This is a genomic window from Nocardia mexicana NBRC 108244, assembly GCF_001613165.1.
GTDB lineage: Bacteria > Actinomycetota > Actinomycetes > Mycobacteriales > Mycobacteriaceae > Nocardia > Nocardia mexicana.
This window is the reverse complement of the sequence record NZ_BDBV01000106.1, coordinates 12202-37175: the sequence shown is the minus strand read 5'-3', so window position 1 is coordinate 37175 and position 24974 is coordinate 12202. Positions and strand designations below refer to the sequence as shown.

At 69.0% G+C, this 24974-nt stretch carries 21 protein-coding genes; 12 read left to right on the top strand and 9 right to left on the bottom strand.

What is annotated here, in order from left to right; genetic code table 11:
- Positions 1–5 precede the first annotated feature (5 nt).
- The 4 genes from NM1_RS34345 to fadD8 all read left to right on the top strand — a co-directional run bounded on the left by NM1_RS34345 (position 6) and on the right by fadD8 (position 4888).
- Positions 6–1166: a thiolase family protein gene (locus tag NM1_RS34345; RefSeq protein ID WP_068029920.1), complete on the top strand. Its 1161-nt coding sequence runs from the start codon at positions 6–8 to the stop codon at positions 1164–1166.
- The gene (locus NM1_RS34340) at positions 1163–1966 is read left to right on the top strand and encodes an enoyl-CoA hydratase-related protein (RefSeq protein WP_068029917.1); all 804 of its coding nucleotides are present in this window, start codon (positions 1163–1165) and stop codon (positions 1964–1966) included. Before NM1_RS34345 ends, NM1_RS34340 begins: the two co-directional genes overlap by 4 nt.
- Positions 1967–2000: 34 nt before the next feature.
- Positions 2001–3197, top strand: a complete 1197-nt coding sequence (locus tag NM1_RS34335; protein WP_068029914.1) for a thiolase C-terminal domain-containing protein — start codon at positions 2001–2003, stop codon at positions 3195–3197.
- An 86-nt stretch (positions 3198–3283) separates the two neighbouring features.
- Complete coding sequence (gene fadD8, locus NM1_RS34330; protein ID WP_068029910.1) at positions 3284–4888, top strand: fatty-acid--CoA ligase FadD8; 1605 nt, start codon at positions 3284–3286, stop codon at positions 4886–4888.
- A 37-nt stretch (positions 4889–4925) separates the two neighbouring features.
- Here the strand turns inward: fadD8 and NM1_RS34325 are convergent, their stop codons facing one another.
- Positions 4926–6476 (bottom strand): succinic semialdehyde dehydrogenase, encoded by a 1551-nt coding sequence (locus NM1_RS34325; RefSeq protein ID WP_211339428.1) that lies wholly within the window; start codon positions 6474–6476, stop codon positions 4926–4928.
- Positions 6477–6548: 72 nt separating this feature from the next.
- On the opposite strand from NM1_RS34325, the gene NM1_RS34320 reads away from it, so the two are divergent.
- Both NM1_RS34320 and NM1_RS34315 read left to right on the top strand, forming a co-directional pair.
- Positions 6549–7223, top strand: a complete 675-nt coding sequence (locus NM1_RS34320) for a TetR/AcrR family transcriptional regulator (RefSeq protein WP_084520311.1) — start codon at positions 6549–6551, stop codon at positions 7221–7223.
- 211 nt (positions 7224–7434) lie between these two features.
- Positions 7435–7929: a hypothetical protein gene (locus NM1_RS34315; protein WP_068029903.1), complete on the top strand. Its 495-nt coding sequence runs from the start codon at positions 7435–7437 to the stop codon at positions 7927–7929.
- Between the two features lie 27 nt (positions 7930–7956).
- Here NM1_RS34315 and NM1_RS34310 read toward each other — a convergent pair whose 3' ends face one another.
- Together NM1_RS34310 and NM1_RS34305 are read right to left on the bottom strand one after the other, a co-directional pair.
- Positions 7957–9258, bottom strand: coding sequence for a glycosyltransferase 87 family protein (locus NM1_RS34310; RefSeq protein ID WP_246011447.1), 1302 nt, complete (start codon positions 9256–9258; stop codon positions 7957–7959).
- A gap of 2 nt (positions 9259–9260) precedes the next feature.
- On the bottom strand, positions 9261–10547 hold the full coding sequence (locus NM1_RS34305) for an MFS transporter (protein ID WP_068029900.1): 1287 nt from the start codon (positions 10545–10547) through the stop codon (positions 9261–9263).
- Positions 10548–10603: 56 nt separating this feature from the next.
- Here NM1_RS34305 and NM1_RS34300 point away from each other — a divergent pair, with 56 nt between their 5' ends.
- Positions 10604–11143 (top strand): CGNR zinc finger domain-containing protein, encoded by a 540-nt coding sequence (locus NM1_RS34300; RefSeq protein ID WP_114699649.1) that lies wholly within the window; start codon positions 10604–10606, stop codon positions 11141–11143.
- Positions 11144–11148: 5 nt separating this feature from the next.
- Here NM1_RS34300 and NM1_RS34295 read toward each other — a convergent pair whose 3' ends face one another.
- A complete protein-coding gene (locus NM1_RS34295; protein WP_068029897.1) occupies positions 11149–11580 on the bottom strand; it encodes a nitroreductase family deazaflavin-dependent oxidoreductase in 432 nt (143 codons plus the stop codon).
- Between the two features lie 402 nt (positions 11581–11982).
- Here NM1_RS34295 and NM1_RS34290 point away from each other — a divergent pair, with 402 nt between their 5' ends.
- Complete coding sequence (locus tag NM1_RS34290) at positions 11983–13200, top strand: flavin-dependent oxidoreductase (protein ID WP_068029963.1); 1218 nt, start codon at positions 11983–11985, stop codon at positions 13198–13200.
- A gap of 164 nt (positions 13201–13364) precedes the next feature.
- Here the strand turns inward: NM1_RS34290 and NM1_RS34285 are convergent, their stop codons facing one another.
- Complete coding sequence (locus NM1_RS34285; RefSeq protein WP_169814370.1) at positions 13365–15272, bottom strand: 3-deoxy-7-phosphoheptulonate synthase; 1908 nt, start codon at positions 15270–15272, stop codon at positions 13365–13367.
- A gap of 627 nt (positions 15273–15899) precedes the next feature.
- Positions 15900–16484 carry a TetR/AcrR family transcriptional regulator gene (locus NM1_RS34280; RefSeq protein ID WP_068029894.1) on the bottom strand — a complete coding sequence of 195 codons (585 nt, stop codon included), beginning with the start codon at positions 16482–16484 and terminating at the stop codon, positions 15900–15902.
- A gap of 82 nt (positions 16485–16566) precedes the next feature.
- On the opposite strand from NM1_RS34280, the gene NM1_RS34275 reads away from it, so the two are divergent.
- Complete coding sequence (locus tag NM1_RS34275; RefSeq protein WP_068029892.1) at positions 16567–17496, top strand: class I SAM-dependent methyltransferase; 930 nt, start codon at positions 16567–16569, stop codon at positions 17494–17496.
- Positions 17497–17570: 74 nt separating this feature from the next.
- Entirely contained in the window at positions 17571–17840 is a 270-nt protein-coding gene (locus tag NM1_RS34270) for a hypothetical protein (protein ID WP_147289033.1), read from the top strand.
- A gap of 18 nt (positions 17841–17858) precedes the next feature.
- On the opposite strand, the gene NM1_RS34265 is transcribed toward NM1_RS34270, so the two are convergent.
- From NM1_RS34265 to NM1_RS34255, 3 genes are all read right to left on the bottom strand, one after another.
- A complete protein-coding gene (locus tag NM1_RS34265) occupies positions 17859–19229 on the bottom strand; it encodes a dihydrolipoyl dehydrogenase family protein (protein ID WP_068029886.1) in 1371 nt (456 codons plus the stop codon).
- A gap of 156 nt (positions 19230–19385) precedes the next feature.
- Positions 19386–19832, bottom strand: a complete 447-nt coding sequence (locus NM1_RS34260; RefSeq protein ID WP_068029882.1) for a hypothetical protein — start codon at positions 19830–19832, stop codon at positions 19386–19388.
- A gap of 99 nt (positions 19833–19931) precedes the next feature.
- Positions 19932–22253: a galactose oxidase-like domain-containing protein gene (locus NM1_RS34255; RefSeq protein WP_246011446.1), complete on the bottom strand. Its 2322-nt coding sequence runs from the start codon at positions 22251–22253 to the stop codon at positions 19932–19934.
- A 328-nt stretch (positions 22254–22581) separates the two neighbouring features.
- Between NM1_RS34255 and NM1_RS34250 the strand changes: the two genes are divergently transcribed.
- Positions 22582–23811, top strand: a complete 1230-nt coding sequence (locus NM1_RS34250) for a cytochrome P450 family protein (protein ID WP_068029876.1) — start codon at positions 22582–22584, stop codon at positions 23809–23811.
- 213 nt (positions 23812–24024) lie between these two features.
- A complete protein-coding gene (locus tag NM1_RS34245; RefSeq protein WP_068029873.1) occupies positions 24025–24972 on the top strand; it encodes an NADP-dependent oxidoreductase in 948 nt (315 codons plus the stop codon).
- The last annotated feature ends 2 nt before the right edge of the window (positions 24973–24974 follow it).

The following is a 24974-nucleotide window of genomic DNA, read 5'->3' as shown; positions in this document are numbered from 1 at the left end:
ACACCATGAGTGAACCGATCGCGGTGGTGGGCATCGGCCAGGGCAAGCAGGCCAAGCGCCGCGAGACGACGATCGGCGCCCTGGTCCGCGAGGCGGTCGCGGCCGCGATGGCCGACGCCGGGCTGGAACTCGGCGACGTCGACGCGATCGTGCTGTCCAAGACGCCGGATCTGTTCGACGGCGTGATGAATCCGGAGCTGTATCTCGCCGACGCGCTCGGTGCCCGCGGGCTGCCGGTGACGCGGGTGTTCACCGGCGGCAGCGTCGGCGGGCACGCGGCCATCTACGGCGCGCACCTGATCGAGGCCGGCCTGGCGCGCAGGGTGCTGGTCGCGGCGTATTCCAAGGAGTCCGAGGGCAACTTCACGTGGGCGCTGTCGCGCGGGTTGCCGTTCAGCGCCAAGCTCGGCGCCGGGGCGGGCGGGCATTTCGCGCCCGTCATCCGCGAGTACATCCGCCGATCCGGGGCGCCCGAGCACATCGGCTGGCAGGTGGCGGTCAACCATCGGCGCAACGCCCTGCGCAATCCCTTTGCGCACGTGCACATGCCGGATATCTCGGTCGAGAAGGTGAAGGAGTCCCGGATGCTGTGGGACCCGATCCGGTATCTCGAGTCGTGCCCGTCCTCGGACGGCGCCGCCGCCGTCGTGCTGACCGGCGCCGCGGACGTCGGGAGTCCGGTGCACCCGCCCGCGTGGATCCACGGGATGTCCTTCCGCACCGAGACCGGCCATTTCGCCGGACGCGACGAGGTGAACCCGCGCGCGGGTGCCGAATGCGCCGCCGATGCGTACCGGCAGGCCGGAATCGCCGATCCCGCACGGGAAATCGACACGGCGGAGCTGTATATCCCCTACAGCTGGTACGAGCCGATGTGGATGGAGAACATCGGCCTGGCCCCGCTGCACGAAGGCTGGAAGCTGGTCGACGACGGCACCACCCGGTTCGAGGGCGCGCTGCCGGTGAACCCGTCCGGCGGCGTCCTGTCCGGAAACCCCACGGGCGCAACGGGGCTGGTGCGCTTCCTGGAGGCCGCCCTGCAGGTACGGGGGATGGCCGGGGACCATCAGGTCCCCGACGCCCGCCGCGCCATCGGCCACGCCATGGGCGGCGCCTCACAGTTCCACGCCCTGTGGGTGGTCGGCAGCGAACGGCCCAGCTCATGAGCACCGCAACGGATTCCGCGCCGGGCGAACCGCTTCTGATCGAGCGCAGCGGCCCCGTGGCGGTGGTGACCATGAACCGCCCGCATCGGCGCAATGCCATGGATCTGGCGATGATCAATCTGCTGGCTCGGGCGTGGGACGAGATCGACGCCGACGACGATGTCCGCGTGGCGATCCTGACCGGAGCGGGCGATACCTATTGCGTGGGAGGCGATCTCGGCGACGGGTGGATGACCGGCGGGCGCGGGCGGGCCGACTACGATCCGGCCGCGATCGGCCGCGGCCTGCTGCTCACCGGCCCGCTGCGCAAGCCGCTGATCGCCGCGGTCAACGGGGCGTGTCTGGGCGGGGGCCTGGAGATGTTGCAGCAGACCGATATTCGCGTCGCCGAGGAACAGGCCACGTTCGGACTGCCCGAGGTGCAGCGCGGCCTGATTCCCGGCGCCGGATCGACCGTGCGGCTCAAGCGGCAGATCCCGTACACCAAGGCGGCGGAGATGATCCTCACCGGCGACCCGCTCACCGCCCGCGAGGCATACGAATTCGGGCTGGTCGGGCAGGTCGTCCCGGTCGGCGGCGCACTGTCCCGGGCACGCGAACTCGCGGACCGCATCGCCCGCAACTCGCCACTGGCGGTGCAGCACGCCAAGGCGTCCCTGCTCGCCAGCGGGTGGCTGCCGGAGGAGGACGCGCGCAAGATCGAGGGCCGGTTCGTCCGCGAGGTACTCACCTCCGACGACGCCCGCGAGGGCCGAAAAGCGTTCGTGGAGAAGCGAGAACCGCGATACACCGGTCGGTGACCACCGGCACCGGCGAATCAGAACAGGAGACAGCATGCGACGGGTATTCGTCGTCGGCGTCGGGATGACGTCCTTCGTGAAGATCGGCTCACGCGAGTGGACCTATCCCGAGATGGTGGGCGAGGCCGTCCGCGGGGCGCTGGGCGACGCGGGCATCGACTACGGCCGGGTGCAGCGCGCCGCGGTCGGCTACGTGTTCCAGCCGTCGGCCGCCGGGCAGCGTGCCCTCTACGACGTCGGCCTGACCGGGATCCCGGTCGCCAACGTGAACAACAACTGCGCCACCGGCTCCACCGCACTGATGCTGGCCCGCGAGTGGGTCGGCGGCGGCCTGGCGGAGGTGGCGCTGGCCGTCGGATTCGAGCAGATGACGAAGGAGGCGATGGCCGGTCCGGCGACCAAGCCGGCGGTCACCACCGTCGACCATCACCTGCGCGTCATGTCCGCCCGGTACGACTTCGGCACGGCCCCGATGACCACCCAGTTCTTCGGCAATGCCGCGATCGAGCACGCCGAGCGCTACGGCACCACCCCCGAGCAGCTGGCCCGGGTGGCGGTGAAGAATCACGAGCATTCGACCCGAAATCCGTTGGCGCAGTTCCAGAATGTCTACACGCTGGAGCAGGTGCTCGAGGATCGCCCCGTGCACGGCCCGCTCACCCGCTCGCAGTGCTCGCCCATGTCGGACGGCGCCGCGGCGGCGGTGCTGGTGAGCGAGGACTTCGTCCGCGAGCACGGGCTCGAGGCGCAGGCCGTGGAGATCCTGGCGCAGGAACTGGTCACCGACGACGCGTCCGCCTTCGACACGGGTTCGATGATCGACGTCGTCGGCGCGCCGATGACCCGCGCCGCGTCCCGGCGCGCCTTCGGCACCGCGGGCCTGACCGTCGCGGATGTCGACGTGATCGAACTGCACGACTGCTTCTCGATCAACGAGCTGATCACCTACGAGGCGCTCGGCCTGTGCGGCGAGGGAGAATCGGGCGCGCTCGTGGAATCCGGCGCCACCACCTACGGCGGCAGCTGCGTGGTCAACCCGTCCGGCGGGTTGATCTCGAAGGGACACCCGCTCGGCGCCACCGGCCTGGCCCAGGCGACCGAATTGTCCTGGCAGCTACGGGGGATGGCCGGGGCACGACAGGTGCCCGACGCCCGAATCGCCCTGGCGCACAACCTCGGACTCGGCGGCGCCTGCGTCGTCACCCTGTACGGTGCCCCCTCGCTCGCGTGAAAGACAACGCCGGGAATATGAGGTGGAATGTACGCCTGGAGGGCGGACGGAAATGTTGATCGACGGACCTCGGAGCTGAATTACCTATGACCACAATCGATCCCGATACTCGGCTGCGCCTGCCCGTGCACAACGGCCACAGTCTGGTGGCCGGGCTGCGCCGCCATCGCAATGTCCCGGTGCTGACGCTGGGCGATACCGTGCTCACCGGCGCGGAGGTGCTGGATGCGATCAGCCGCTACATTGCCGCCTTCGCGGAACACGGGGTCGACACCGGCACCCCCGTCGGGGTGCTCGCGCTGAATCGCCCGGAGGTGCTGTTCACTATCGGCGCGGGGCAGGTGGCCGGGCACCGGCGCACCGCCCTGCATCCGATCGGCGGGCTGGACGACCATGCCTACGTGCTGTCGGACGCGGGCATCACCACCCTGGTGCTCGACCCCGTGCCCGCCTTCGTCAAGCGCGCCCGGGAGCTGGTCGATCGGGTGCCGGAACTGACCCGCGTGCTGGTCCTGGGCCCGGTGCCCGAGGAGCTGGCCGATGTGGGCGTCGATCTGCTCGCCGCCGCCGACAAGTTCGAGCCGGAACCGGTCGCGGCCGCCGAACTGCTGCCCGACGACGTGATCTCGATCAGCTACACCGGCGGCACCACCGGAAAACCCAAGGGCGTCATCGGAACCGCGCTCACCATGGCGACCATGACGCAGATCCAGCTGTCGGAATGGGAGTGGCCGAAGCGCCCGAAGTTCCTGGTCTGCACGCCGCTGTCGCATGCGGGCGCCGCGTTCTTCCTGCCGGTGGTGCTGCTGGGCGGGCAGTGCGTGGTGGTGCCCCGCTTCGACGCGGGAGAAGTATTGCGCGCCATCGAGGAACACCGGATCAGCGCCACCATGCTGGTGCCGTCGATGATCTACGCCCTGCTCGACCACCCGGATATCGAGACCCGCGACCTGTCCTCGCTGGAAACCGTGTACTACGGAGCCTCGGCCATCGATCCGACGCGCCTGCGGCAGGCCATCGACCGGTTCGGGCCGATCTTCGCCCAGTATTTCGGGCAGTCCGAGGCCCCGATGGCCATCAGCTACCTCGGCAAGGACGAGCACGACGAGCAGCGCCTGAGCTCCTGCGGCCGGCCGTCGGCGGCCTTGCGCGTCGAACTCCTCGATCCGGAGGACAATATCGTCGCCCCCGGCGAGGTCGGCGAGATCGGCGTCTCCGGTCCACTGCTGGCGGGCGGCTACCTGAATCTGCCCGAGGTCACCGCGGAGACCTTCCGCAACGGCTGGCTGCGCACCGGCGACCTGGCCCGCGCGGACGACGACGGGTTTCTGCACATCGTCGGCCGCAGCAAGGACATGGTCGTCACCGGCGGGTTCAACGTCTTCCCCCGGGAGGTGGAAGACGTTGTCTCCGAACATGAGCGGGTGCGCAGCGTCGCCGTCGTCGGTGTGCCCGACGCCCGCTGGGGCGAGGCCGTCACCGCGGTCGTCGTGCTCGCCCCGGAGGTCGCGCACGACCCCGCCGCCGTAGCCACCGTAACCGCCGAAATCCAGGAAACCGTCAAGCGGCGCAAGGGTTCCGTCCAGGTCCCCAAGCACGTCATCGTCGTCGACGAGCTCCCCCTGACAGGCCTCGGCAAGCCCGACAAGAAGGCGGTGCGAGTACTCGCGGCACAGCATCTGGGCCTCTGAACGCGGGCCCCATCCGGTCGGCGGGACCGCGCGCGGCTCAACGAATCCTGAAGCGGCGCAGGAGTTTCAGGGTGTCGAGGGTGCGGGTGAGGTACTGCTCGTAGGGGAGGCCGGGCTGTGGGCCGAGTACCTGGCGTTTCAGGGTGGCTACGTTGGTGGACTCGGTGAACTTCAGCAGCCCGGCGTCGCCGTTGCGGACACCCAGGCCGGACGCCTTGAAACCCCCTGAGGGGGCGCTCTTTCCGGCGTAGGCGAGGGCGGCGCTGTCGTTGACGTTCACGTGTCCGGCCGCGAGCCGGGCGCCGACCGCCCGCGCGGCGGACAGGTTGCGCCCCCAGACGCTCGCGCTGAGCCCGAAGCGGGTGTCGTTGGCCCGCTCGACCGCCTCGTCCACGGTCGAGAAGGGATACAGCGCGACGACCGGGCCGAAGGTCTCCTCGCCGAATACGTCCATCTCCGAGGTCACCGCCTCCAGCACCGTCGGCTCGTAGAAGGTCGGGCCGAGGTCGGGCCGGGCCCGGCCGCCGGTGAGCACCCGCGCGCCGCGGTCGCGGGCCTGATCCACCTGTGCGGCAACGCGATCGAGCTGGTCGGCCGACACCAGCGCGCCCATCTCCGTGTCGAACCCGTAGCCGGGCCCGACCCGCAGGGCCGACACCCGCTCGGTGAACCGGTCCCGGAAGGCGGGGTAGACGGACTCGTGCACATAGATCCGCTCGATGTGCAGGCACAGCTGCCCGGTGTTGTCGAACACGCCCGATACGGCGCCGCGCACGGCCGCGTCGATGTCGGCATCGGCCAGCACGATCATCGGATTCTTACCGCCCAGCTCCAGGCACGACTCCACCAGTCGCTCCGCGGCCTGCCGGGCCACCAGCCGCCCGGTCGGCTCCGATCCGGTGAACATGACGAAGTCGGCGCGCTCGACGACGGCCGGACCCACCACCGGACCGTCGCCGCACACGATCTGGACCAGTCCCTCCGGAAGTCCCGCCGCCAGGAGCAGTTTCAGCCCGAAGGCCGGGCTGAGCGGGGTCCGGTTGTCGGGTTTGAGCACGATCCCGTTCCCGGCCAGCAGTGCCGGAATCGCATCGCAGTAGCCGATGGCGAACGGGAAGTTCCACGGCGCGAGCACGCCGACGACTCCGCGCGGCTTGCGGATCTCGGTCGAGGTGCTGACCAGCGGGATCGCGCCGGCATGCCGAATCGGCCGCAGCAGCTTGGGTGCGCGCCGGAGGTAGTGGCCGGTGACCATCGGAATGTCGCACAGCTCCTCGAAGGCCATCCGGCGGGCCTTGCCGGTCTCGATCTGGATCAGATCGGTGATCGTCCGGTGATTCTCGAGGACCAGGCGGTGGAAGCGCTCGAACACCGCCAGCCGCCGCCGGACCGGCCACCGCGCCCACTCGGCCTGCGCGGCCCGGGCGCGGGCGAACGCGGCATCGACATCGGCCGGTGCCGACTGCGGCAGCTGTGCTACCGGCTCGCCGGTGAAGACCTCGACCACCGGCACCGTATCGGTGCGATCGCCGGTCACCAGGCTCATCAGGTCGGCAAGGTCGTGCGAGGAGGCGGTCGTCGTACTCACGGCACGCACTCTATCAATTGATTGCATCACTTGATAGACATCGTGAACGATGCACGTCCGCAGGTGATTACAATGCGCCACGTGACGAATGCAGCGGGCGGCGGAACCGAACTTCGCGTGAGCGACGAGGAACTGGCCATGCCGACGGACCGGCGGCTGGTGCTGGCCGCGGAGCGATTGTTCGCGGAACGCGGCATCGACGGCGTCTCGCTACGCGCGGTGATGTCCGCCGCCGGCGCGAATGTCGCGGCCGTGCACTACCACTTCGGTTCCAAGGAAGCGTTGATCGAGACGCTGGTCCGGCAGCGCAGCGATGTCGTCGCGGCCCGGCGCGGCGCGCTGCTCGACGAGATGGAGAACTCGGGCGCCGTCACTCCGCGCGGGCTCGCCGAGGCGTTCGTGCTGCCGGTGTGGGAGATGGCCACGGGCGAGGGGGCGTCGTGGGTGAAGTTCATCGCGGGCATTGTCGGCGGGGGACATCCCGCGCTGACCGTGGTGGCCGACGGCTTCGCCGATCAGGCGGTGCGATTCATGTCGCTGCTGGGCCGCGCGGTCCCCGAACTACCCTCGGGCACAATGCGTTTCCGGCTGGCCCAGGCCATGACGCTGACCTTCCAGGTGCTGGGCGACCTGCACCAGACCCAGGACCTGCTCGCGATCTCCGGCGTGCAGCTCGAGCCCGATCAGGTGCTCGCCGAACTGGTGGATGTCGTGACCGCCATCCTCGCGGGTCCGCCCTCCTCCTGAGGATGCCGTCTGCTGTCCGGTTGCGGCGCCGGGGCGCGTTGGTCCAGATTGTGGGATTCGCGTTCGATTCCGATAGACAACCCCTCTGATTGCTGAGAGTATGCCCGCGTGAGCGCGATGGCGGTTCGGGCTGGTGATCCCATCCGTCCGTGTCGCGGTGAACGGGACGACACCGGTCTCCGACCAGAGAGCCGGTACACGAGGGGGTCGTGTGGCGACGACTGCGCAGTTGCGGGCGGTGCTGGCGGTTCTGCAGGTCGGCGGGACGACCGGTGGGACAGCGCCGGATCCGTCGGTCGAACATGCCGAGCTGGCCGGTTTGCTGCACCGTGTGATCAGCAATGAATTGCGGGAGGTGATCGTGGCGGCGCCGCTCGGCGAGACCGAGCGCCGGTGGTCGGCCGCCAGTGCCGTCGTGCCCGCCATGCCGGGGGAGCGGGGCCTGTCCGAACAGGCCCAGTTCGATGCTCGCTGGTTGCGCGATCGCATCGCGACCCTCGTGTCCCGCAGTGGACCGGACCCGATCCCCGCGCTGCTGGCCGCCGCCGTCCAAGCCGTCGACGCCGCTACCGCGTTGCTGGCCCTGTCCCGCGATCCCCACGGCATCGGCAGCCAGGACGCGTGGCAGGCCGTAATCGACGACCTGGCCACGGCATTCCACCTGGTCAACGACGAGCACAACGGCATCACCCAGCCGATCAGGTAGTGCGCGACCGCGCGGCAGCGAACGCCGTCACGACGGACGTGGTCGACCTGCGGCGGCGGGCGTCGAGGTGTCGGCTCGGTTGGTCGCACGCCGCAGGTAATAGGCGGCGGCCACGAACAGCGCGAGCGTCAGCCAGATGTAGGCGTTGTGATAGATCACGCCGAGGTGGGCCCGGGAGGGTAGGGCGATGATGCTGCTCATCGTGGGGTCGTAGAAGGACAGCACTCCGCCCGACGCGACCACCAGCGCCACGCCCAAGCCGAGCGGTGCGGCCGGTCCACGGCGGCGCACCGCCAGGTCGGTCAGGTAGACCAGCAGCGGAGCCAGCCAGACCCAGTGGTGCAGCCAGCTGTACGGCGACACCGCGGTCGTGGTGAGCCCGACCAGCACCACCGCGGGCAGCTCGTGCCCGGTCAGCGACAGCCGCCGCGCCAGCACCAGGCAGATCGCGGCCACCGCGACGGCGCCGAGCAGCCAGAGCAGCTGGTTCGTGCCCGCGACGCCGATGGTCCGGGCGACCATCCCGCGCAGTGATTCGTTCTGCGGATTCTCGGGAACGCCCACGCGGGTCGGGTCGGCGAACGCGCCGCTCCAGAATGTCAGCGAATCCTTCGGCAGCGCGGCGACACCGATGAGCACGGTCGCGACGCACGTCGCCGTCGCCGTCGCGGCGGCCCGGTACCGGCGGGTGACCAGGAAGTAGACGACGAAGAACGCGGGAGTCAGCTTGATTCCGGCCGCGATGCCGGTCAGCACGCCCTTCCAGCGGGAGGAGTCGGGCAGCGCCGTATCCGCCAGCACGAGCAGCAGCAGGAAGATGTTGATCTGCCCGAACGCCATCGTCTCGCGCACCGGCTCGCACCACACCAGCAGCCCGGCGGCCGAGACTCCCGTCACCAGCAGCCGCAGGTCGCGCCGGTAGCCGAGCATCGACAGGGCCGCCCAGCACGACGCGGTGAGCATCGCGAAATCGCCGAACGCGCCCGCGTAGGTGAACAGGTCGCCGCGCAGCGCCACCAGCGGCAGGAACACCAGCGCGGCGAACGGGGTGTAGACGAACTCCCAGACGCCGCGCGTATTGCCCAGCAGCGGGGTGTCGTAGATGGACACGCCGTCGACCACGCGATTCGCGGCGATCTGATAGACGCCCAGATCCTTCAGATGCAGCAGAATCGGCGGCGCCTCGATGACCTGCTTGACGTAATACCCGCCGGCCACCACACCCAGTGCGAGGAGCGTCCAGAACGCCGCGGCCGGGATGGGGCGGCGCTGCGGGACGACGTCGCTCGAGGACGGCGTCGCCACGTCCTCGATCGTCGATACCGACACGCTCACTCCCAGGGATCGGGGTTCCGAACCGGCCCCACGGTAGTAGCAGGAGGGCCGGAGGCGCCAGCCAGCCGGTGCGGGCACGGACGCCCGGCACGGATCCGTGTGCCCGGCCCCGGCCGAGCGCGGATCAGCGAGACGACCAAGGCAAGGGCCATTACCGACAGTCCGCCGCCGAGGGCGGCCACCGCCGACAGTCCTGCCCGGTCGATCGCGACGCCGCCGAGGCCCGCGCCGATCACGATGCCGATATTGAATCCGGATACCGCGAACGACAGCGCCAGCTCGCCGCCCGGCCCCGCGGCGCGGAACAGCACGGACTGGATCACGGGCACGAACGACCACGCGGCGAGCTGCCAGATCGCCACGAGCACAACGGCTCCGAGGGGTGACGACGTAGCGGGCAGAATGAGCAGGAGGGCCGCCGCGGTCACGGCCGCGGTACCCGCGAGGGCCGCCCGGGGCCGCGCGTCGGCAAGCCGCCCGCCCAGCAGATTGCCCGCCACCGCCCCCAGTCCGGCGAGGAACAGCACGCCGGTGACCGCCGCGCCGCCCAGTCCCGCGCGAGCATGCAAAAGCGGTGCGAGATAGGTGAATACGGTGAACGAGGCGCCCCAGAACACCACGATCGCGCCGAGTCCGAGCAGCACCGGGCGGCCGCGCAGCGCGGCGAATCGCTCTCGCTGCGAATGGGATTCGTCGCCGCCCAGCGACGGCAGCAGGCGGTGGTTCAGCGCCAGGGCGACGAGAGCGGGCACGGCCAGACCGCCGAGCGCGAGGCGCCAGCTCAGGCCCTGGCCGAGCAGGGTGCTGACCGGTACGCCGAGCGCGGTGGCGGTGCTGACACCGGCGACGATCGTCGCGATCGTCCGGGCGCGGCGGGGTTCGGGGGCGAGCCGGGCGGCGGTGGCGATGGCGGTCGCGAGGTAGAGGCCCATCGTGGCGCCGCTGATCAGGCGGGATGCGAGCAGTACGGGATAGCTCGGCGCCAGTCCGGCCATCACGTGCCCCGCGGCGAAAACCGTCAGGGTGACCATGAGCACCCGGCGCCGATCCGCCCCGGCGAATACGGCCGCGAGGATCGGCGCGCCGACGGCCAGGGCGAGGGCGTTCGCCGTCACCAGCTGACCGGCCGTGCCCGGGGTGATGTGCAGGTCGTTCACGATCTGCGGAAGCAGGCCGACCGGCACGAATTCGGTACATGCGACGGCGAACGCGCCGAGGAACAGCGCCGTCGGCCAGCCGCCGCGTCGTGCGGTCTCGGAGGGAATTCGGGCTGTAACCGTCATAGAACCAATGCTGGTTACGACACCGGTGTCTGTCAATAGATGGTTACGATAGGGGTATGCATCCGAAGGATCCGTCGACCGCGCCGCTGCCGTTGCGCTGGGTGGAGGACCTGATCAATACGCGCAGCCTGGTGTACGGAACCGACGACCTCGCCGACGCGGGCGCGCTGCGCCGCTGGTTGGCCGAGCGCGACCTACCGGCGGGGGACCGCCCGGTGCGGGACGCCGATCTGCGCCGGGCCGTCCGGCTGCGAGAAGGGTTGCGGGCGTTGCTGATCAGCAGGGAAGACCCCGATGTCGACGTCGGCGATCTGGACGACCTGGCGCGAGATCTGCCGCTGGTGGTGCAGTCGGTGACGGGTGCGCCGCAGGTGGTGCCCCGCGCCCGGGAGTCGGCCGACGCCGCCCTCGCGCGCCTCCTGGCGATCGTGGCGGCCGCGAGCGCCGACGGCACCTGGGGTCGGCTGAAGGCGTGCCGGAACCCCGACTGCCGCTGGGCGTACTACGACCATTCGCGCAACAGGTCACGCACCTGGTGCTCGATGGAGACGTGCGGCAACCAGGCGAAGGTGCGAGCCTTCCGCCGAAGGAGCTGAGCGCCTTACTTGTTCGGTGTCAACAGCACCAGCGGAATCTCGCGGTTGGTCTTGCGCTGATAGTCGCCGTAGCCCTTGAATGCCTCGACGACCCGGGGCCACAGCGCGGCGCGCTCCTCCTCGGTGGCGATCCTTGCCGTCATCGGACGCCGGGGGCCGCTCTGCATCGACACCTCGACGGCGGGGTTGTCCCGCAGATTCAGATACCACGCGGGATGCGTGGGATCGCCGCCGCGCGACGCCACTATCACGATCGTCTCGTCGTCGATGATCGGCGCGGTCAGCATGACCCTGCGCGGTTCGCCGGACTTGCGGCCGGTGGTGGTGAGTTCGAGGGCGGGCATCCCCACGATGGTCCGGCCCAGCCGTCCGCCGCTGATCTTGAGCAGCGCGCGGTGCACGGCGTTCTGAACCTTCAACTGGGCATCACTGGGCATGCCGCGCAATATACGGCAGTGCGGCCCGCCGGACGTGCTGAGCCGCAGCGGATCTCGCGCCGACCGCCGTCAGGCGTTGTCGCCGAGCACCGCGGTCACGATTCTGCGGAGGGATTCGATGTGTCACGCACTTGCCGAGACAATTAAGTCTCGGCTTCGAATTTGTTATTCAAAGGTAAATTTTCGATGGCGGGCGCCAGATTTATCTCTGGTGGGATCGAAGGTATTTCCTTTGGCGTATGCTGATGCCGTGTTATCAGTACTGCCGCATACTGCGGACGTGAGGCTTCATTCGGTTCCGTGGGTATTACATGTGATTGACGGGTCGATGACCTGCGATGGTTACGCAGATGTGGCTGCCCGGTTCTGTAATCGGTCCGGACCGAGTGGGGCGGTGTGGTGATGAAAGTCTTGGTGGTCGGCGGCGGTATAGCCGGCTTGTCGGCGGTTTTGAGCCTGCACGCGATGGGTATCGAGGCGGTCGTCGTGGATTCGGTCACCGAAATGCGACCGCTGGGCGTCGGAATAAATCTGCTCCCACACGCTACTGCGGAACTCATCGAATTGGGTTTGGGGGAACAGTTGGCCACCACGGCCATTCCGACGGCCGAGGTGGTGCATTTCGATCGATGGGGTAACGAGATCTGGCGCGAACTCCGCGGCATGGCGGCAGGGCATCGCTGGCCGCAATACTCCGTTCACCGCGGCGAGTTGCAAGACATGCTGCTGCGGTCGGTGCGGGAGCGGCTCGGACCGAGTGCCGTGCGTACCGGCCTGCGGTTCGTCTCCGCGACTCAGAACGAGGACGGAGTGCACAGCATATTCCACGATCGAGTCCGCGATACCACCGTCGAGTTCGATTCGGGAGTGCTGATCGGCGCCGACGGACTGCACTCCGCGGTTCGGGCCGGTCTGTATCCGCACGAGCCGGAGCCCTCATGGAATGGCATCCGTATGTGGCGGGGCACCACGATGGCCCGGCCGTTCGGTTCCGGTGCGACCATGATCTTCGGGGGGAGTAATCACGCTGCGAAATTTGTCGCCTACCCGATATCGCAGGCTGCCCGGCAGCGGGGCCGTGCCCTGATCAATTGGGTCGCGGAGGTCCGGCTGCCGAAGATCGGCGATGCGGTCGCGAGCTGGGATCATCGCGGCCGGCTCGAGGATGTGCTGCCGCATTATGACGGCTGGGAACTGGCGGGCCTGGATGTGGGTTCGGTGATCGCGGGCAGCGAGCGGATTCTCGAGTATCCTATGGTCGACCGGGATCCGGTGCCGCGGTGGACATTCGGCCGGATCACGCTGATGGGCGATGCCGCGCATCCGATGTATCCGGTTGGTTCCAACGGAGGTTCCCAGGCGATACTCGACGCTCGGGCGTTGGCCATCGCGCTTGCGGACGCCGCCGACCCGGCGGCCGGTCTGGCAGCCTACGAAGCCGCGCGGCTGGCGCCGGCGAACGAGACCGTTCTGGCGAACCGGGACATTCCGATGGATCGGATCCTGCGGCTCGTGGCCGAGCGTGCTCCCCGCGGCTTCGATCGGATCGAAGATGTGGTGACGCCCGATGAGCTACGAGTGATCGGCGACGGCTACCGGAGGACCAGTTCGGCGCTGTAGTTCGCTCGGCCGAACATGTTCCGGCGCAACACTTGTCCCGCCGCGTCCGCCAGGAAGGCGGACGCGGCGAGGGGCCTCGGCTCGCTTCGCGCTACGGATCACCGGCCGGTCCGCGTTTATCGTTCAGAGAGAAGCGGGCGTCGGTCCCTTCGCTCCGCGACCGCCTATAGCGGCCACGACCCGAGCTCGTCGACCGCGACGGTGACGCATTGCAGTGTCTGCGCGGCGTTGAGCCGCGGATCGCATCGTGTGCGGTAGCGCGTCGCGAGTTCGTCTTCGCGCAGCCGCTGCCAGCCGCCGACGCATTCGGTCACCGGTTCAGGGGCCGTCTCCAAGTGCAGGCCGCCTGGAGTGACACCGGTGGCCCGGCACGCGCCGAAGAACGCCCGGATCTCGCTTGTCACCTCGTCCACACGACGGGTCTTGATTCCCTGCTCGGTCACGAATGTGTTGCCGTGCATGGGATCACAGATCCAGCACACCGGCGTCCCGGTTTCTGCCGCGGCCTCCAGCAGTGCGGGGAGCATCGTTGCGGTCCGATCGGCGCCGAGGCGTGGGATGAGGGTCAGCCGACCCGGTTTTCTCTCGGGATCGAGGCGGCGGCACAGTGCCGCGACATCGGCCGGACGGGTTGTGGGGCCGAGTTTGACCCCGACGGGATTGTTGATCAGTTCGGCGAAGCGGATATGTGCGTGTGCCGGATCACGAGTCCGCTCGCCGATCCACAGGAGATGGGCCGAGCTGTCCCACCACCGACCGTCGTGCCCCCGCCGGGTCAAGGCCTGCTCGTAGTCGAGCAACAGCGCCTCGTGTGACACCCGCATGCCCGGGAGCGGTCCGCGCCGATCGCCGTCCGATGCGGTCATGGCCATATCCAGAAGGTCGGCGACATCGCGCAGCAGCCGCACCGGACCGTGGCGATCACAGACGTCGGCGGCGTGTCGAATCAGCCGCGCGGTCGCCTCGACCGGCGGGGCCGGATGGGTCCGAAGGTGATTCAGGGTGACCGCCGCGTGGAAATAGGCATCGACCATCCGGCCCGGGTCCGGTGTCCTGCTCGCCGCGTCGGGGTTGTACCCATTGATCATGTCACCGAGGTAGGAGTGCAGCCCCGTGCCCTTCTCGATCGGCTGCGACCGCGGTTTCGCGTATTCGCCGGCGATGCGGCCGATCACGACCGGCGTGATGCCGCGGCCGTAGCTCAGCACCGCGGCGGAGGCTGCCGCAAGCGCCTGCCTGTCGGTCAGCGACTGCACATCGGACATCTCGAAGGTTTCCGCGCAGTCTCCGAGCTGGAGGACGAACGCTCGCCCCGCTGCCGCGGCGGCCAGTTCGGTGGTCAGTGCCTCGCATTCGGCAGCACTGACGAGCGGTGGCAGCGACCGGAGCCGGTCTGTGTTGCGCCGTGCCGCTGCGGGATCCGGCCAGGGCGGCTGGTGCCGGGCGGGCCGGTTGCCGCTGTCCGCCGGCGGAATTCCAGGATCATTCGACCGACCGGCATGCGCCTCGTCGACCAGCACGGGTTCCGGCTCGCCGCTACCGGATGAATCCGGGCACGTGTCCGGCGATATCAGGTCCGGGTTGAAGCATTCCTTGATGTAGCACACCGGCGCACTGCTGACGTCGATCACATAGGCCTTGGCGATGCACGGCCTGCCATCGATCCACCGTGCCATCCCTGTCCACAACACTCGGCGGGACTGGGCCACGCCACGAGCGGTCAGGTGATATCCGATCGGTCCGGGACCGTCTATGCCGAATCTTGTGGCCGAACTCTGTTCGGACACAACATGATTCACCGACACCAGGGTCAGGTTAGGATCGACGAGGCCGGAGCGGCGTACGACCGCCGCACAGTCCTCGTCGAGACGCAACGCCTGTGCCACCGTCTCCGAAACGCGGTCGGCCGATACCACGTCCTGGCGCAGCACCCGGATATGCAGTGCCGTGCCGAGTGCTGCCTCCAACAGTGGCGTCGTCAGGCCGTCGCTTGCCAGCAGCATCCTGGCGGTCGGGTCGGTGAATACCTCTGAACGTGGCTGGCAAACCCGTTGGGTCGCATCGACTGTCACCGTTCGAATGATTTTCTCATCCTGATTCAGCACGATAGATATTCCGCTTTCCATACTTGCCGTCCGCGCTCGAGGCGTTTTCCCGAGCCTTTCACACCTCGGGTGGCGGTGAGGTCGCAGAAGCGGCGCTACACTAGATAATTAAACAGAACGAAACGTAACTGATCGTCTGATCAAGACCTCATGACCAGTGCGTGAACGGGTGATATGGTCACCGGCCCGACGACTGACAGGTCAAGACTGATAGGTCTTATGTATGCGGCGTAATGATTGTGGCGTGCATCGCTTTTCATTCAGCGGTTGATGGACCGATGGAACCAAACCACTGAGATACTCCGCATAGGGAAAATCCTTCGGTCGCTTCTGCCGACTCGATATGCACTCTCTACTGGAATTCCGGATACTTCCGATGGCATCCGCCGAGTAAATCTCCGTGTTTTCGAATGAGACCGTGACCCGGACGCTTGCACTGTGGCTGTGGCGCGGATCCGCCCGCCGCTCACCTCGGGCAGCGCGGTGCACGGCGTTCTGAACCTTCAACTGGGCGCCGCTGGGCATGCCGCGCAATATACGGCAGTGCGGCCCGCCGGACGTGCTGAGCCGCAGCGGATCTCGCGCCGACCGCTGTCAGGCGTTGTCGCCGAGCACCGCGGTCACGATTCTGCGGACGGATTCGATGTCCGGCGTCCCGTCCGCGTGGCCCGCCGCCAGCAGGTGGCCGGAGCCGATCAGCGAGAGGCCCAGGGTGTCGACATCCGCGTCGGCCGCGATGCGGCCCAGCTCGCGCTCGGCGGTGAGATATTCGGCGATCATCGCCCCCGCCTCGGACAGGACGGGCAGCCCGGTCACCCCGGCCCGGCGCAGGCGGTCGCGCAGCTCGTCCCGGAAGGTGATCAGCGGCACGATCGCCACGGCCACCGATCCGAAGACCGCCAGCAGCGCCTCGGTGAGATTGTCGACAACCGTTCCGGTACCGGCGGATTCGCGCAGGGCGGCGGCCCGGGCACGCATCCGGTCGGTGCGGTCGAGCACCAGTTCGGCGAGGAAGGCGTCGAAATCCTCGAAGTGCCGGTGCAGTACGCCCTTGGCGCAGCCCGCCTCGGTGGTGACCGCTCGACTGGTCACGGCGCTCGCGCCGTCTCGAAGCAAGACGCGCTCTGCGGCGTCGAACAGCTGCTCGCGCACATCGCGCAGCGCCACTCCGGTCGGCATATCGCGTACTTCTCCTTCTTCCTCGAGCATTGGCGACAACCACAGGTTGACGAGTGGGCGAGCGCCCACTTATGGTGGGCGCATGCCCACTGTATCGCCGGAACCACCCGCCGGAGCCGAGCCGCATCGCGCACGGCAGATGGCGGAGTCGTTCGGCACGGACGCCGAACGCTACGACCGTGCCCGCCCGCCGTACCCGTCCGCCCTCGTGGCACGAATCGTCGCCTCCGTTCCCGGGTCCGACACCCGCGCCGCGAATACCGCTTCCGTTCCTGGGCCTGATGTTCGCGATGCGCGTACCGCTTCCGTTCCCGGGCCCGATGTCCTCGATGTGGGCTGCGGGACCGGGATTGCGGGTCGGCAGTTTCAGGCGGCGGGTTGCCGCGTGCTGGGGGTCGAACCGGACGCTCGGATGGCCGAATTCGCGCGGTGCAGCGGGGTCGAGGCCGAGGTGGCGACGTTCGAGGACTGGGATCCGGCGGGCCGGGACTTCGACGCGGTCGTCGCCGGAACCGCCTGGCACTGGGTGGATCCGGTGGTGGGTGCGGCCAAGGCGGCGCGGGTGCTGCGGCCCGGTGGTCGGCTGGCGGTGTTCTGGCATGTATTCCAGACCCCGGCGGAGGTGACGGCCGCGACCGTCGACGCCTTCGAGCGCGCGGTGCCCGACTCACCGGTCGACCTGCAGGTGATGCGGCAGTCCGTGGCGGCCGGTCGGACGATGGTGGAGGCATACCAGGCGATCTTCGACAAGGCCGCCGACGGGATCCGGGCCGCGGGCGGATTCGACGCCTCCGAGCAGTGGCGATTCGACTGGGAGCGGACCTACACCCGCGACGAATGGTTGGACCAGATGCCCACCCACGGCGCCCTCACCGGCCTGCGGCCCGACCAGCTGGCGGCCGTCCTGGCCACCGTCGGCGACGCGATCGACGCCCTCGGCGGCAGCTTCACGATGCCGTACGCGACCGTAGCGGTCACCGCCGTGCGCACCGGCGACGTTTCCCGGCGGTGAGCAGCCGATAGGGTCATCCCATGAAACTTGGAATGTGGTCTGTTGTAGGCGCTCTCGCCGTCACGGCGATATCCGTGGCTGCTCCTGTGGTCGCCGCCGCTCCCAGCGGTTCGGCGGGGTTCGGGGACGGGCGGGAGGTGGTGATCATCGACGATACGTTGGAGCTGAGCGATCTGGACTCGTGCTGGGCCAGCGGTTTCCCGCGTGATATCCGTATCGAGAACCGGAGCAAGCGAGACTTCCTCGTGTATGGCTCCAAGGACTGCACCGGTGAGCCCGTGGCGAGCGTGGCTCCGGGAACGACCGCGACGCACAACGGCTGGTCGGGCGTCGCGGCCGGGTAGGCGGCGTTCCGCTCGCTCTCAGGCGAGGGCGTCGAGGGCGGCTTCGATGGCGCGGTGGAAGGTGGGGTAGGCGTAGATCATGCGGCGCAGGGTCTCGGTGGGGACCTCCGCGTGCACGGCAACGGCCAAGGCGCTCAACACTTCTCCGCCCTGCGGGCCGACGGAGGTCGCGCCGACCAGCACACCGCGGTCGGCGTCCTCGACCAGTTTGATCACACCGGCGTTGCCGGTCTTGTGGATCCAGCCTCGGGTGGAGGCCGCGAGATCGGTGACGGCGGTGCGCACGGTCAGTCCGGCGTCGCGGGCCTGCGCCTCGGTCATGCCGACCGCACCCACCTCCGGATCGGTGAAGGTGACGCGGGGAACCGCGTGGTAGCGGGCCGATTCCGAGGTATCTCCGAGAATGTCGGCGGCCGCGATGCGCGCCTGGTACATCGACATGTGGGTGAAGGCGCCGCGGCCGGTGATGTCGCCGATGGCCCACACCCCGTCGGCGGCCCGCAGATGCTCGTCGACCTCGATGTCGCGGGCGGATTCGTCCAGCCCGACCGCGCCGATCCCCAACGCCGCCAGGTCGGTTCGGCGTCCGGTGGCCACCAGCACCTGCCGCGCGTGCAGCGGTTCGCCCTCGTCCAGGTGCACGGTGAACCGGTCTCCGTCGTGCTCGATCCGCCTGGTATCGACCCCCGAGCGGATCGAAATCCCTTCGCGGGCCAGGACTTCGGCGAGCAGATCGGCCGCCTCGGGCTCCTCCTTGGGCAGGATGCGATGCCGCACGACGACCGTGACGTCCGCGCCGAAACGCGAAAAGATCTGGGCGAACTCCATTCCCACGGGACCGCCGCCGAGCACGATCAGCGACTCGGGCACCGCGGTGGTGGTGACGGCCTCCCGGTTGGTCCAGTAGGGCGTGTCGGCGAGGCCCTCGATCGGCGGAACCGCCGGTGCCGTACCGGGATTCAGCACGATCGCCCGCCCGGCACGGAATACCCGGGGACCGTCGGCGGTGGTCACCGTCACCTCGCCCGGCGCGCTGATGCGGCCCCAGCCCCGGACGAACCGCCCGCCCGCCTTCTCGAAGCGTTCGACCGCGACCGTATCGTCCCAGTTGTCGGTCGCCTCGTCGCGAATCCGGGCGGCCACCGGCCGCCAATCGGGTTGTGCCTGAGCCGAACCCGCCAACTCGCCGACGCGCGCGGTCTCGGCCAGCGTCTCGGCGGCGCGCACCATCATCTTGGTGGGCACACACGCGTAGTACGGGCACTCGCCGCCGACCAACCGGCCTTCCACGCCGACGACCGCGAGCCCCGCCGTGGCCAGCCGCGTCGCGACGTCCTCGCCACCCGGGCCCATCCCGATCACCACGGCGTCCACGGTCTCGATCGGCATGCGTGCTCTCCTTCGGTTCTGTGACTCACGGCCGTCCGGTGCGGGCCTGCGCACCGTTCCTGTACCAGGCTGCCACGCGCCTCGGCACCGAGAGGGCGTGGCCTGCTGACGGAACTGTGACGAACCCGGACCGACCGGCCCGGATTCGGTGTCCGCCTAGTGCACCGCGCGCTCCCGCGGGACCAGCAGCGCGAGCAGGGCGATCAGCAGCCCGCCGCCGATCGCGTACAGACCCCAGGCGCCGCTGAGCAGGTCGCGGTAGTCGTCGCGCAGCTGATCGCCGAATCGCTCGTCCAGCCGCCAGCCGACCGCGCCGAGCACGACCAGACCGGCGAGCACGCCGATCCAGCCGATGGCGCGCGAGCCGAACAGCGCGGCCAGCAGCACGACGGCGGCGATCACGAGCAGGAAGATCGCCAGCGACGACTGGATCGAGGTGTTCTGACCGGCGATCTGATCCAGGGTCTGCTCGGCGGCGAAGCCGTCGCGCAGATCGGCGAACTGCACGTCGCGGGCCTCGACCGAGCCGACGAGCGGGCCGAATGTCCCGGCGGCGATCGCGACTGCGCAGGCGAACAGCACCAGGTGTACGAAAGTGCGCATACTCCACGGTATTGCTCGCGGCGCCGGATGTGCGCAGATTTGTCGCGATGACGCCAATTCGTGCGCTGACAGGGGGTCTTTCCGGCGGCCCCGGGGCCGTCACGAGGTCAGGCGCACCCAGCGCCCGACCGAGGGCACCCCGTCGGTATCGACGACGTAGACCAGGTACCAGCCGGGCGGGGCCAGGGCCGGATTCGACGGCATCGTCAGGGTGACGGTCCCGGGCTCGGCGACGGCGAACGGCAGGTCGATCAGGCGCTGGTCGTTGTTGGTGGAGTGGGTGCACGAGCTGGGATGGACGAGGCAGGCGTCGCGCAGTGTGCCCGTCGTCGTGGCGGTGAGCTCCGCGCCGTAGGCCACCGTGTCGGCCGCCACGGTCAGCTCGGGCCGCGGACCGCGGAAAAGGTATGGCGGCCAATAGATCTCGATCCGCAACTCTTCGGTCTTGCGGGCCGGGTTGGAACCCGCGGTGATCACCTTGCCGTCCGGGGTCAGCAGTGCGACCGAATGATAAAGGCGCACGACACGTTCCGGCGCGGTGGCGGTCCAGGTTCCGGCCTCGGGGTCGAGGATTTCCGCGTGCGAGGGAGCCATATCGGCCATCTCCTCCATCCCGGAACCGCCCGCGACCAGCACCGTCCGGTCCGGCAGCAGCACCGCGTTCAGGTGCATGCGGGCGTGGTGCATCGGGGGCCCGGGCCGGTACTTCGGGGCGGGGGTTCCGAAGTCGACTATCCGGGTGTCGTCCAGAACCGCTGCGCCCGAATGCATGTCGTATCCGCCACCGCCGAGAATCATCACCCGCTGGCGCTGTGCCGGGGGCAGCAGCACGCTGCTCGACTGGTTGCGTGCCTCCGGATCGGTCAGGCCCGGAACCACGGTGACGGCGCCGGTGGCGGGATCCCAGACCGACGGGCGCATACCGTTGTTGCCGCCCATCTGGCCGCCGGTGTAGAACAGCCGCCCGTCCTCCAACAGGACCAAGTGGCCGTACATCGGAATCGGTCCCGGGACCGGAAGCTGCGACCAGGTCTGCGTCGCGGTGTCGAACAGCTCGGGCACCTGGGACAGGAAGTTGTCGTCGCCCAGGCCCGAGGTCGTGACCACATTGCCGTCCGGCATTTTCACCAGCGTGGGATACCAGCGACCGAATGCCATGTCCGGCAATACATTCCATGTCTGCGCGGCGACATCGAACAGCAGCGCGTCGCGCAGGCCGTAGAAGGGGTCGTAGCGTTCGGTCCCGCCGACGGCCAGCAGCCGCCCGTCCGGCAGGTAGGTGTGTCCGGCGCAGAACATGTCGATCGGCGTCTCGGGCGCGCTCAGCCCCGGATTCGGGTAATGCCAGACACGAGTGCGGAATTCGCGTGCGTCCAGCCGGTCGGGGTCGTTGCCGGAACCGGCGAAGAACAGCACGTCACCGGTGTGCAGCAGGGCGGCGTGCACCGGATTGATCTCGGTGTCGAAATCGAGGATGCGCCACAGCCCCTCGGCGGGGGCCTGTGCGAGATCGGTATCCAGCTCCACGACGCGCAGAAAGCCGGTGTTGCCACCCTGCGGATGATCGACCGTGGCGATCACCAGCTCCGGTGGGCCGCCCGGGGCGGGCAGCAAAGCCACTGCCGCGCCCTGGTTTTCGAAGAACCCCCAGCCGGGGACCGCGGACCAGTGGCTCCACCCGTCGACGCAGTGCCCGGTGCCGTCCAGGGCCCAGCCGACGGTGTACATCCCGGCATTGCCCTGCTGCGGGTGGTCGACGGTGAAGACGATCAGCTCCGCGCGGCCGTCGCCGTCGAGGTCGGCGGCGGCGATGCCCGCGCCCTGATTCTCCCAGCCCCACCAGTCGGGAACCGCCACCCACGGTGTCCATTCGGCCACCGCGCCCTCGGCGGTCAGTCCCTTGGCGAGGCGGAATCGGCCCGAATTCTGTCCCGCCGGATTGTCGACGGTGAACACCACCAGCGTGGTCTGCCCGTCGACGGTGGTCAGGCAGATATCGGCGCCCTGGTTCTCCCACCCGTACCAGTCGGGAATCTGCTGCCACGGCGTCCAGCCGCCGGTCGCGGTGCCGTCGACGGCGAGGTCGCGCCCGACCCGGAAGTACCCCTGATTCTGGCCCGGCGGATTGTCGACCACGAACACCACCAGGTCCGGGCGGCCGCTGCCGTCCAGATCGGCGATCGCTATCCCGGCGCCCTGGTTCTGCCAACCCCACCATTCCGGAACGGAAAGCCATGGCCCCCAGGACTTTACATCGCCATCGGCCGGTAGCCCGGTGCCGATGCGGTAGTACCCGGCGTTCTGGCCGTCGAGGTCGTCGACCCGCAGCACCGCGACATCGAGGGCGCCGTCACCGCCGATATCGGCGATCGCGACCCCGCAGTCCTGGTTCTGGTCGGACATCCAGTCTGGGATCGGCACGAATTGTCCTGCCACGCTGCCAGTTTGACCCTCCCGGCGTTCGCCGTCGAGTGATCTACCCGGATCCATACATATTTGGTCCGGAACCCGCGAGTGCACTGTCGGGCCGGTCGCTGATCCTCGGTGGCCCCCGTCATCCCGGCATGCCGGAAATGAATGAGGCGTGCCGGAAAGGAATGCGTGTGCGGGTGCCGGCGGTCCGGCCCGTCAGCTGCGAGAACGGCGCGAGAGCAAGGATTTCGGTAGTTTTGGGGGCGGTCAAGGGGGCGCCGCTGAGCCGGTCGGGCGCAGCCGTCACACAGGTCGCGCGGGAGACAGCGAGGACAGCATGGTCGACAGCGAGGTCGCGAACCGGATCGAGGAGGTCGGCGACGATTTCCACACCGATCCGCACCGGTACTACCGCCGCTGGCGGGAGAGCGGCCCCGTGCACCGGGTGCGCTTCTCCGACGGGGTCGACGGCTGGGTGATCATCGGCTATGCCGAGGGCCGGGCGGCGCTGAACGATCCGCGGCTGCGCAAGAGCGCCGCGGGCATCTACGAAATCTTCCACGAGCGCCGCGACTCCGCGCTGGTGGCGAACGCGGACGCGCAGGCGCTGTCCGCACACATGCTGAACAGCGACCCGCCGGACCACACCCGCCTGCGCAAGCTGGTGGTCAAGGCGTTCACGCCACGGCGGACGGCGGCGCTGCGACCGCGCATCGAGGAGATCACCGCGGCGCTGCTCGACGAGATGGCAGGTCACGACGAGGTCGATCTGCTGGAGGCATTCGCGAATCCGCTGCCGGTCACCGTGATCTGCGAACTGCTCGGGGTGCCGTTCGGCGATCGCACCGACTTCCAGGCGTGGACCCGGGTGCTGGTGGGCTCGGTGGGCGGCGTGCGGGAACGCAATACCGCCTCGGTCGCGATGTCGGAGTATCTCCGGAAGCTGGTGGCGGCCAAGCGCGTCGAGCCGGGGGAGGATCTGCTGTCCGGCCTGGTGCACGTGAGCGACGACGGTGATCAGCTGTCGGAGTCGGAGCTGGTGGCGATGGCGTTCCTGCTGCTGGTCGCCGGGCACGAGACGACGGTGAATCTCATCGGTAACGGCACATTGGCCCTGCTGCGCAACAGGTCTCAGTTCGACGCCCTGCGCGCGGATCCCGCCGCCGTCCCCGCCGCGGTCGAGGAGTTCCTGCGCTACGACGGCCCGGTCGGCTGGGCCACGGTGCGCTACACGGGCGAGCCGGTGCGGATCGGCGGGGTCGACATCCCCGCGAACGAACTCGTCTATGTCTCCCTGGCGGCGGGCAATCACGATCCGGCGCGCTATCGCGATGCCGACGATCTCGATATCGCCGGAGATCCGGGCGGCCACTTGGCATTCGGGCACGGCATCCACTTCTGCGTCGGGGCCCCGCTGGCCCGCCTGGAGGCGGAGATCGCGTTCACGTCTCTGCTGCAACGCTTCCCGGACCTGACCTTGGCGGAGTCGGCCTTCGAACCGCAGTGGCACCACGGCGCCCTCATCCGCGGCCTGGCGGAACTCCCGGTGCGCCTGCGCATCGGCTAGCCGATGCGGTCTCCGGCCGGATGATCGACGCGATCCTCCGGCGGTAGTCGACGCGGCCCTCCCGGGCGATCGATCTCGGTCGATCCGGTGCCCGGTCGGGTCAAGTATTCGGACGCTCGTCCCGGCCCTCTGCCGTCGCAATTGAGCCATTGACGCCTTCAAACCGCCAAAGTTATAGTACGACTGTCCACATAGTTTGGGAGGTAGGGCGAAATGCGTGCGATACAGCAGCAAGAATGGGGCGGTCCCGAGACGCTGCAGCTCGTCGAGACGGAGCAACCACAGCCCGGTCCGGGGGAGGTGCTGGTTCGGGTGGTCGCGGCCGGCGCCAACCCGGTCGACCACTACACGCGCAGGGGCATGGCCTACAACCGGGTGCTCACCCTCCCGTACATCCAGGGCTGGGACGCGGCGGGCACCGTGGCCGAAGTGGGCTACGGCGTAACTCGATTCCGGCCCGGTGATCGGGTCTTCGGCATGCCGTGGTTTCCGCGCGAGGCCGGTGCCTACGCCGAGTATCTGACGGCTCCGGCTCGCCACTTCGCGCGGATGCCCGAGGAACTCGGCTTCGCCGAGGCGGCGGCGCTCCCGCTGGCGGGGCTGACGGCGTGGCAGATGCTGGTCGAGGTCGCGCAGGTTGCGGAGGGGGACCGGGTGCTCATCGCGGGCGCGGCCGGCGGCGTCGGCCATCTGGCGGTCCAGATCGCCAAGTCGCGCGGCGCCTACGTCATCGGCACCGCCCGGGCCGCCAAACACGCATTCCTGCGTGAGCTGGGTGCCGACGAGACCGTCGACTACTCCGTCGCGGACGTGGCGACCGAGGTGCGCGATGCCGACGTGGTGATCCAGATGTTCGGCGGCGAGCCCGGGCTCCGGGCGCTCGAATCCCTGCGGCCCGGAGGCATTCTGGTCAACGGCCAGGCGGCGTGGACGCCCGGCTTGCAGGAGCGTGCTGCCGAACTCGGCGTGCGGGCCAGCGGCTATCTCGTCGACCCCGACGGCGCCGGACTCGAGGCACTGGCCGATCTCGTCCGCGCCGGGCAGTTGCGCGTGCACGTCGACCGGGAACTTCCGCTCGCCGAGGCGGCCAAGGCCCACCAACTCATGGAGGAGGGCGGCGTCACGGGAAAGATCGTCCTGAACGTCGCCGAATCGGCTTAGGG

Coding starts and splice junctions, on each gene's coding strand:
- NM1_RS34345 (WP_068029920.1), top strand. CDS start 6: ATGAGTGAACCGATCGCGGTGGTGGGCATCGGCCAGGGCAAGCAGGCC.
- NM1_RS34340 (WP_068029917.1), top strand. CDS start 1,163: ATGAGCACCGCAACGGATTCCGCGCCGGGCGAACCGCTTCTGATCGAG.
- NM1_RS34335 (WP_068029914.1), top strand. CDS start 2,001: ATGCGACGGGTATTCGTCGTCGGCGTCGGGATGACGTCCTTCGTGAAG.
- fadD8 (WP_068029910.1), top strand. CDS start 3,284: ATGACCACAATCGATCCCGATACTCGGCTGCGCCTGCCCGTGCACAAC.
- NM1_RS34320 (WP_084520311.1), top strand. CDS start 6,549: ATGCGCCACGTGACGAATGCAGCGGGCGGCGGAACCGAACTTCGCGTG.
- NM1_RS34305 (WP_068029900.1), bottom strand. CDS start 10,547: ATGACGGTTACAGCCCGAATTCCCTCCGAGACCGCACGACGCGGCGGC.
- NM1_RS34300 (WP_114699649.1), top strand. CDS start 10,604: ATGCATCCGAAGGATCCGTCGACCGCGCCGCTGCCGTTGCGCTGGGTG.
- NM1_RS34295 (WP_068029897.1), bottom strand. CDS start 11,580: ATGCCCAGTGATGCCCAGTTGAAGGTTCAGAACGCCGTGCACCGCGCG.
- NM1_RS34290 (WP_068029963.1), top strand. CDS start 11,983: ATGAAAGTCTTGGTGGTCGGCGGCGGTATAGCCGGCTTGTCGGCGGTT.
- NM1_RS34280 (WP_068029894.1), bottom strand. CDS start 16,484: ATGCCGACCGGAGTGGCGCTGCGCGATGTGCGCGAGCAGCTGTTCGAC.
- NM1_RS34275 (WP_068029892.1), top strand. CDS start 16,567: ATGCCCACTGTATCGCCGGAACCACCCGCCGGAGCCGAGCCGCATCGC.
- NM1_RS34265 (WP_068029886.1), bottom strand. CDS start 19,229: ATGCCGATCGAGACCGTGGACGCCGTGGTGATCGGGATGGGCCCGGGT.
- NM1_RS34260 (WP_068029882.1), bottom strand. CDS start 19,832: ATGCGCACTTTCGTACACCTGGTGCTGTTCGCCTGCGCAGTCGCGATC.
- NM1_RS34250 (WP_068029876.1), top strand. CDS start 22,582: ATGGTCGACAGCGAGGTCGCGAACCGGATCGAGGAGGTCGGCGACGAT.
- NM1_RS34245 (WP_068029873.1), top strand. CDS start 24,025: ATGCGTGCGATACAGCAGCAAGAATGGGGCGGTCCCGAGACGCTGCAG.